We start from the raw sequence: 8,582 nt of genomic DNA, 5'->3' as shown, positions 1-8,582 counted from the left end.
ACCGAGCAAACGTTGCTATATCACCGAGCAAACGTTGCTATATTGCGTTCCAAAAGCCCTATGTATAAGGCTTAGAGAAAGGTTAAAAGAATATTAAAAACATTAAAAATAATTAAAAACTTAAATCATGAAAAATTGCCCTTGGTTTTCGCTACGCTCAAACTCTATTGAATCTCGCTTTCGCTCGATTCGGGGGGCAATTTTTTGGTCAATGTTTCCGTGACTTTTAAAAAAAAGCAAAAGCAACTCGGAATTCGCTTCGCTCATGGTGCTTTTTTGCTCGCTTCGCTCGACCTAGATTCAAAATTTTACATGTGATCTAAGTTTTTCAAGGATCTAAAACTGTAAAAAACAGTTTTTCAGGGAGTCTAGGCGCAACTTTTCATAGTTCGCTCGTAGACACTCGCTCTATATATCCCGATTAGACGCTTGTATTCGCGATTTTTAGCCTGATTACAGATTTTTATGATGTCAGGTAGCTTTTTTATAAAAAGTTGCTTAAAACGAAAATCAGCGCCAAATAGGAAAGCCCTGTCTACTGAAGTAGAACAGGGCTCATATTGGAGTTTCACGTTACCGCCTAACGCCAATAGAACGTATTGGTACGTTTTCACAGTTATCAACTTGTGACATTCTCTTTGCATAACAAAGGAAGCGAATCTCAAACCGTTCAGACAGCTTATGCCCGACTGTCATCACCACTAAGTTTAAGACAAACTTCGGTTGTGTTTTAGTTCCACAACTACGACTTTCTAATACCACTTTTCCGCTAGTTACCAAGCAAGATGTTTTCCATCACCGCTAAGTACAGGTCCGCTAATATTCAACCATCAAATTCAATCGTCACCGCTAAGTCACATTTGGACCGCTAGATGAAAATTCAGGAAAGAATACATCACCGCTAAAACACTATTCCGCTAGTAAAACAACTTGACTGCTTCATAACGTCACCGCTAAAAAAAATAGCTAGTAGCGATTAATTCCACTTTAAAGTTTGGATTAATAACTAAGATATTTGGTTGGCGTGAACCAACAACGGAGCCACCGTTCATGCTTCTTACTGAATAATCATCAAATATCACAACTACTAACAGCCACGTTAATAATTGAAATAATCATTTTGATTTTCTTCCACGCCAAAAAAGTTCGTACCATTTCATAGATACCGAGGCTGCCACACCTCACTTTAAAAACCCTTGTCAGTGGTTTTAAATATTTCCCGCATTGTCTTTCGCTTCATCACCGCTTACGTTTTTATTCGCTCGAAGTGACTGGATCTGTATCATTGTCTGCTACAGAATCTACTCAACAACTCTCCCTCTCTCATGAATCAAAACTTATTCCCCACTCAAGGCAGGTTTTCGCTTCAAAAGTCTATATCAAGGAGCCACCTTGTATAATGATCGACTTGAGAGATTCCCATATTAGTCATAATGGTCTTTGTTCATTAATAAAAGTAAACCAGTATTAATAAACGATCAGTACGCTTATCCACTCCACAAAATAACAGCGATTCCGTTGTTCTACGGTAAGAGTTCCAAAAACCCGTATTATTCACCGTTATTCGACTTCATTGTGGGTAAAGCACTTGACCTACGCAAAGCAACATCTTCGCTATGTTTAAATCACTAAAAAATAAAAAAGACCGCAATGAACTTAATCAATGCAGTCTTAATTTCTGAGTGACATAACGTTCTACGTGTCACCGTTACAGGCTTGAGCTATCCAGCGATCTCACCAACTAACCTGAAATGTCATCTCGACAAGTCATTCAAGTTAATCCTTGAGTACCGAAGTTTCCAGATTTCTCCTCAACTCCCTAATACCTCGCGATATTCTCAGCAGCCCACCTGTGCGCCATACATCATGCCCTTCGTAAAAATTGAAGCATGAAATAGGTGTTGTTAACGCAACTCTCAATCCTTGAAGTTACTCACACTCTCCATTAGACAGGGTTTGATCTAGTCGCCTAGATTCCCGTTTCTATGTCGCCCAACTATTACAAAGATTACATATCAACGACTGGTCAGCTTAAAAGCAGATTTACGTTTATATGATATGCAATCAGGATTGGGTCAATAAGCGGAATTTCACCACCTAGTGCCCGTCATAGCCGCGCCAGCTAGATTTCTCACGCACGCAGCTTTGCGAGTTTTAGTATACGTTGGCTGACGTATACACATAAAACCGCAATGACAAGGGTTTAGAAAAATTCGGGACAGATACGAATCACATCGATCCCAAAAAAATCATATTTGGCAGACACAGAATAAGCCGCTGATACCGTAAAAACAACCCCGAAAACCACTATCAGCACGAATCCACAGGAACTCTTATTTACAGAAAAACCATCTTCGCTCAAAAAAAAACCATTTTTAGTGAAAAATGGTTTTGTGATTCTTTAAAATAAAAGATAGACTTTTATGCTTTCCGCAAAAAACGCAGGTTTTGGTTGATTTATGATCTACTACACAACAACAAAAAATGACTGCCTGCTTAGTCTCATGCAGTGCGTTTCTAATGGAAAAGCAAAGTTCTGGTTTTCTGATGTTGTGCCTTTTTCGAAGTTTCAAAACCTGATTCCGAAACTAATTTTAGAGTATGGTCTGGATCTCGGTGAGCAAGCGCGTAAGAAAAAATCAGACTACGGGGAGCCAGTGTGGAGTCTTGTGATCAATTATGATCCGGCAAAAAGTGAGGTGTTCCAGTTCTGGTTATTTAGCACCGGTTATCGTGAAGCACGAAGAAGCAAGCTGACGCTACAAGAAATACTCGCTCAGAATTCGAGTATGCTACGCAAGCAAAAACTGAATAGTATTTTGACGACTAAAAAAGAAAAACTATTACGCTTCGGTGCTTATGTGCTTGGACAGTACATCGATTTTATGGATCTTAAACCGCAGTTTTCTCGGGTCTATTATCATCCGGAACGCTTTGGCGTGATTTTTAATGTGCACGCGAAGCAGATGAAAACCATTGATAGCAACCGGAAGCACGTTTACCGCCTGTTTCAGCCTTTTAATGCCTTTGAAGAAAAACGTTTTGAAAGTATTCAGCGGATTTTCGGATTTGCTTTTTTAGAGAATGAACATACACATTGGAATCAGGCATCAGTGAGTGAATTCCTGTTGCGAAGATTTGGGATTCAGTTTGATCCTGAAGTCAGTTATAACGAGCGGTTGAAAGCACTGACCGGTGCATTACGTGGCGTTCGTAAAAAGCATCTGGATTTTTTTCAGCGGCATTCTCAAAAAAAGATCAGATTCACCTGGTATTTGTCAGAGGAGTTTATGCAATCAGCTACCTGGGAGTTGAATAAAAAACTTGATTTAATTTCTACTGAAAAGGCTGACCGTCTGAAAGAAGCCACCTTCAGGTTAAGTTCTAAGGGAAACTTTCATGGGACACGTCATCAAATCGGCACTTTGCAGGCCAGGATGAGATCAATCCTCAATGCTCGAGATCCAGCACAGAAGAAACTGAACCAGATGTATTTTCCCAAGAATCTTCACTATGTAAGATTCACAGCCAAAAAAAATTGCAATATGAAAGAGTTTGAACTGGCTTGTCGTAATGCAGATACGATGTATTTGAACAAATAGAATAAGCAAAAACTTAAAGATTAAAGGTGAACTATGCCAAAATATCCTGATGATGATTATCTCAGCCGCCAAGAAATTGACGATTTGAGGAGTGAGGCCAAACACGCAGCAAAATATATGAAAGCTTTTTTCGATTTTAAGATTGAAGCCCGTTACTCATTTAGCGTGAACTGGTCCGCCGAAGATCGAGAATTTGTTGGCCTTTGTGCCGAATTTCCTTCGCTGTCCTGGCTAGATCCGGACAGCGATAAAGCACGCTCAGGCATTGAAAGACTTGTCTTTGATGTATTACAAGACATGAGTTCCACTGGAGAAGCCATACCTTAATATTTTTGGAAAAATGCCTGATTCCGCTGGATGTATTCATTCAGATTATTTGAATCTAAGCCGAATATTTGAAGTTTTTTATCGACATATTTGAAAAAGAAGCAGTAAACAATGTGCATTATCCCAAGTGCCAACGCTTCCATTTTGATCACCGGTAATAGGGCATTGGGGTCTGTAAAGAGAATTTCTAATGTGAAATGATTAAAAAAATAGATAAAAAAAGTGATTAGAGTCAACAAAGTCAAAAGTGCATAAGATTTAGCACAAGTATTGCAGTGCCTATTCATTTTTTCTAATTTCTGAAAAATTATATGATTCATTTGGTTCTCTGGCAGCTAAATTTTTGAATGACGAACTCCCTACAGATTTTAAATATCCAGGATTAAAAATGGGTAGAAATTTTGTGTCGGATGATAGCTGGCTTCATAAAAAATTATTAAAATTATAGAGAGTTAAATTGTTAGTAAAGTACTGAAATTCAATAAGATGGTTAATACCAACACACATCATAGCTACCTGATTAAGTCAAATTAGGTAGCTATGATGTGTGTTGCTAAGCTTTAAATTTTTTATAAAATATAAGTATTTGATTTTAAATATTATTGTATTTAGATGGTAAAAATAAAACTCAAACATTAACTTTTTTAAGTTATTGAAATTAAACATAAAATTAAGATCACACATAATACCTACCTTAATGTGGAAAGAAGCTATTGTGTGTGTCGATCAGAGCATTATATGTAGAAAGGTCTCTAGTTCTTTATCCTGTCTACCCGACTTGTAATATGATTCATATATCAGCTAACTGGGAGTGCGGCACTATGTCAACAGTAGATCTAATTGATGAAGATGACAATGAATCAGGTATTGCTGCCAAAGCCGCAAATGTACTTCGAGACCGCTTTATTGCCGCAGCTCAAAGTGGACCAGTTATGTATGTTGAAAACGATACTGTACTGCTTAAGGAACTCAATGGTCACCCAATTGTGATTAAACACCTATCTGGACGTAATCCTGAACTTGCTCAACGAGTAGCGAGTCGTGGAACTTTTAAAATTAAAAAACGTAAAGTAAGCCAGGATTGAGGCTAACTGGGACTTACAATTCAAATTTCGTATAAGAGATTTTATGTTAAATAGCGATTATGCTATCGACTAAATTTGAATTTTTTCTAAAATTTCACATGCTGATTTATGGTTTTCTGTATAACCTTCATTATCATCTTTTTTAGTCCAACCTATAAAAAAATAAGGATTACTATTTATTTTTTTGAAAAAAATTCTCATAGTTCCACCTGAAATAGTATCAAGTCTAATTTCAGAAAAAGTCACAGGCTTATTTTTAAAATTCCTAGTAATAGGCTTGATTAATGCACTAGATACATTAAAGTTATTAGAAAATATGAACTTTAGTTTTTCATATAGTCTAGTTTTATTTTCAGGTATTAATGCTAGATACCATTCCGTCATTTTTTCATGAAAAATTGCGTTAGGATCTAATTTTTCTAGAGTTTGATCATCGTTATTTAAAGAGTTAAAAAAAATAGAATTTGTTTTAGAGCTAATATTTAAAGCATTTATTAAAGCACCATTATATATGAAATCTTCATCTAATTGAGAGACTATAATTTCATTTTTTGTCCAAATAGGATCTGTTCCAAGACTTAATAAATATGTATTATATAGAGCAGAGAAAACTATAGGAATTTCATTCTTTAAAGTTAAGCCATCTACATAAAATGTTTTACTTGTCAATTCATCTAATTTTCTATTATCTATATGATTTATAAGAGGAGATTTATCAATTAGCTCTAATAAAAAAAAAGCCATTTCTCTATTATGAGTAAAGCATAGATCATAGTAATCTTTTAATTTATAATCTTCTGCAAAACAAATATCAAATAACCTATCTACATTATCAGCATATAGAGTATATGTATCTCCAAATGAACCAATAGATACTAGTCCTTCAAACATATTTTCTATAATAGAAATTAAGTTATCTGAATAACTTGAAACACTACTATTTTCATTAAATATAAACTCATTATTCATGTTAATTTCTTATTAAGTAAGATCTATTTTTTAAAGCTTCATCAAAGAAACCATTTGGCCATTCACTCATACGTCCATTTCTATCGATGTTAATTTTAGTAAGATGGCTTAAGTTGTCTTTTTTATCTAAGTAATAAAAACTAGTATTTTCATGATCAATGAGTTGATCTTTCACAGCTATACGTACACCATCGACTAAATGATCACTATGAGTTTCAATAATAACCTGTACACCACAACTGGCAACTTTCGAAAGAAAAATTCCTAATTTTGTCTGACCTCGTGGATGCAGATGAGCTTCTGGATTTTCTACTATTAATAAAGCTCCTCGTTGAGCTTTTTGTTGATACCAATTAGCTATTTTTTCTTCTTCATTTTCATTACCCTGAGCTGGTTCTGAAGATAAAGCTAACCCAGCAACAATTATCGGTAGTGCATAACTAAGACCGAATCCAACATTGTTTGGTCTATATGAATCAAATTCAGATTTCCCTAAATCAGATTTATTATCAATCTCAAATGTGAAGTTAACACCTGGTGAAATTTCAGATAACCATCCCTGAATTTCATATATTAAAGAGGTTGCAGCACTATTTGAATGATGTAGATTTTCTGGAATTTTAGAGAATTCTAATGCCTTAATAATATCTAACACATATTCAGAGTTTTCACCCAAATAATTGTACATAATTGGTTGATATTGAATGGGTAAAGTCTTTTGTGGACCTAATCTATTTGCACCAATATAAGAAATAAGAGGAGCATTTTTAGCTGAAATATGTTTAGAGGGGGAAATTTCAAGCTTAGCATCTTCTATACCCTCAAATTCCAGAACTATTGAATTACCTTTAGGGCTATATTTACACCATAATTCTTCATATGCACCATAATCATTTAGATAAGGAGATTTACCTAAAGAACTACGATAAACCATTCTAATTGCTTGAATGATTGAGCTTTTACCTGAATTGTTTAATCCACTCAATATTGTTAGTCTATTTAATTCAATCTCAGAGTTAACGTAAGACTTAAAATTTTGAATTTTTAGTTTACTAATCATACAGTCCACTCATTTGAATCAAGAGAGATAATATTAGAGTCTATTGTTTCTCTAATTAAATAAGAAAGTATTTTATACCGATAAAGAACATATTTACCTTGGGATGCGTATTTACCAATTGAATTAACATAGGAAAAATTTGTATTTAATTTATTCAAATTTTCTTCAAATAGTTCTTTTTCATCTAATAGTTTATTGAAGTCATCTTCACTTAAATCTACTAGAATATTACTCCAGCTTTCAAAAAGATACCGATTAATAGGAGCTATTTTAGAAGAGTTAGTTCCAATCTTTCTGAATGCATACTTACCAAATATTATTTCAGCTCGCTGCATAGCTAAAGTGAAATTTTGCCTCAACTGCTCTACATTGTAGACCTTGATTGATTGAGTAAGAGTTGAACCAATTTTTTCTTCAATCTTTTTCAAGTTAATATCTGAATCATTAGATAGAGGCATTAGGTTAATAGCTTGCATACTTGATGTTAACCATGTATCTAAAGTAAAACTAGGATACACATTATACGAAAATAGATTAAAAGCTATAAACCTTAGAGTTAGTTCACGCGCAGCCATACGAGTATCATTAACTTTTGTTTTTATAGTATTTAAAAACTCTGGCGAGTTTGCTAATTCAAACAGTAATTCTGTGGATTTTCCCTGATAAAGAGCATTTCTTATTTCTTGTAGAGTTAATGGCATACCACCTGTATTAATTCTTTTGAAAATATTTCTTTTAACCGCCTCAGGAGTACTAGGATTAATGACCGTAAATCTAAGTTCTGTTTCTAATAAATTGTTTAAATATTTTGGATAATCTGCTTGTCCTTCGAGGGCTGTATAATCATGTTTATCAAATTTATCACCTAAAAACTCTAAGTTTTTTAATACAAGTCTATTTTGTGATTTTTCAATAATAAATTTTTTTATAGTGGATAAACGCTGTAATCCATCGACAACTTCCCATGATCCATTATCACTAGCTGCAACATAGAACATTGGTAAAGGGATTTTTAGCATTAAAGATTCAATTAATCGACTTCGACGAGTATCATCCCATACTTCATTACGTTGATATGCTGGGCTTAAATTTATTAGGCCTTGTTTTAATCTTCTAATTACTGTTTCCATGGCAACTACACGTTGCTCAATAGAAATCTTCTCTGGATCAAATGGTTCCATTAAGGTGGATTCATCTTCATCTTCAAATTCAATGCCTACAGGATTACCTGTTTCTGACAATTCTTCTTTAAAGTCATTATGATCCACGTTAAAAACTCTATAAATTTTAAAATGATATAAGTATATCATTATATTTATAGCTTTAAGAGATATAAAAGTTTTTAAGAAAAGGGTAATTCTACTATTTGAAATTACTCATAGTGAATTATTTATCTTATAGTTAAAATTTCCTAAAATTAACATAATACACGTTATACGCAGTCAAAAATGGGAGCCTAAGCTCCCATTTTTATTGATGATTTTTTAATTCTTTTAGCATGGCATCCCGTAAAATTTTATTCATTCGTGTTTGATAGCC

General features: G+C 34.2%; 6 protein-coding genes and 1 pseudogene. 3 read left to right on the top strand and 4 right to left on the bottom strand.

Annotation, left to right across the window (positions count from 1 at the left end; translation table 11 throughout):
- Window positions 1-2,504 precede the first annotated feature (2,504 nt).
- The 3 genes from F972_RS00870 (at window position 2,505) to F972_RS00855 (ending at window position 5,014) form a co-directional block, all read left to right on the top strand.
- Window positions 2,505-3,602 carry a hypothetical protein gene (locus F972_RS00870; protein WP_004763343.1) on the top strand — a complete coding sequence of 366 codons (1,098 nt, stop codon included), beginning with the start codon at window positions 2,505-2,507 and terminating at the stop codon, window positions 3,600-3,602.
- A 117-nt stretch (window positions 3,603-3,719) separates the two neighbouring features.
- Entirely contained in the window at window positions 3,720-3,929 is a 210-nt protein-coding gene (locus F972_RS00865) for a hypothetical protein (protein ID WP_034428019.1), read from the top strand.
- Window positions 3,930-4,750: 821 nt separating this feature from the next.
- A complete protein-coding gene (locus F972_RS00855; protein ID WP_004763339.1) occupies window positions 4,751-5,014 on the top strand; it encodes a hypothetical protein in 264 nt (87 codons plus the stop codon).
- A 69-nt stretch (window positions 5,015-5,083) separates the two neighbouring features.
- On the opposite strand, the gene F972_RS00850 is transcribed toward F972_RS00855, so the two are convergent.
- The 4 genes and pseudogenes from F972_RS00850 to F972_RS15675 all read right to left on the bottom strand — a co-directional run.
- Window positions 5,084-5,983 (bottom strand): hypothetical protein, encoded by a 900-nt coding sequence (locus F972_RS00850; protein ID WP_004763338.1) that lies wholly within the window; start codon window positions 5,981-5,983, stop codon window positions 5,084-5,086.
- Window position 5,984: 1 nt separating this feature from the next.
- A complete protein-coding gene (locus F972_RS00845) occupies window positions 5,985-7,043 on the bottom strand; it encodes an AAA family ATPase (protein ID WP_004763337.1) in 1,059 nt (352 codons plus the stop codon).
- Window positions 7,040-8,311, bottom strand: coding sequence for a DUF262 domain-containing protein (locus F972_RS00840; RefSeq protein WP_004763336.1), 1,272 nt, complete (start codon window positions 8,309-8,311; stop codon window positions 7,040-7,042). The genes F972_RS00845 and F972_RS00840 overlap by 4 nt, the downstream gene beginning before the upstream one ends.
- Window positions 8,312-8,513: 202 nt before the next feature.
- Window positions 8,514-8,582 (bottom strand): annotated as a pseudogene (locus tag F972_RS15675) (cytoplasmic protein); the annotation flags it as partial.

It is taken from the genome of Acinetobacter sp. CIP 102529 (assembly GCF_000368325.1).
Classification (GTDB): Bacteria; Pseudomonadota; Gammaproteobacteria; order Pseudomonadales; family Moraxellaceae; genus Acinetobacter; species Acinetobacter parvus.
This window is presented reverse-complemented; position numbering and strand designations above follow the sequence as displayed.

Excerpts from the sequence above, each read along its gene's own strand:
- F972_RS00870 (WP_004763343.1), top strand. The coding sequence starts at position 2,505 with ATGCAGTGCGTTTCTAATGGAAAAGCAAAGTTCTGGTTTTCTGATGTT.
- F972_RS00865 (WP_034428019.1), top strand. The coding sequence starts at position 3,720 with ATGAAAGCTTTTTTCGATTTTAAGATTGAAGCCCGTTACTCATTTAGC.
- F972_RS00855 (WP_004763339.1), top strand. The coding sequence starts at position 4,751 with ATGTCAACAGTAGATCTAATTGATGAAGATGACAATGAATCAGGTATT.
- F972_RS00850 (WP_004763338.1), bottom strand. The coding sequence starts at position 5,983 with ATGAATAATGAGTTTATATTTAATGAAAATAGTAGTGTTTCAAGTTAT.
- F972_RS00845 (WP_004763337.1), bottom strand. The coding sequence starts at position 7,043 with ATGATTAGTAAACTAAAAATTCAAAATTTTAAGTCTTACGTTAACTCT.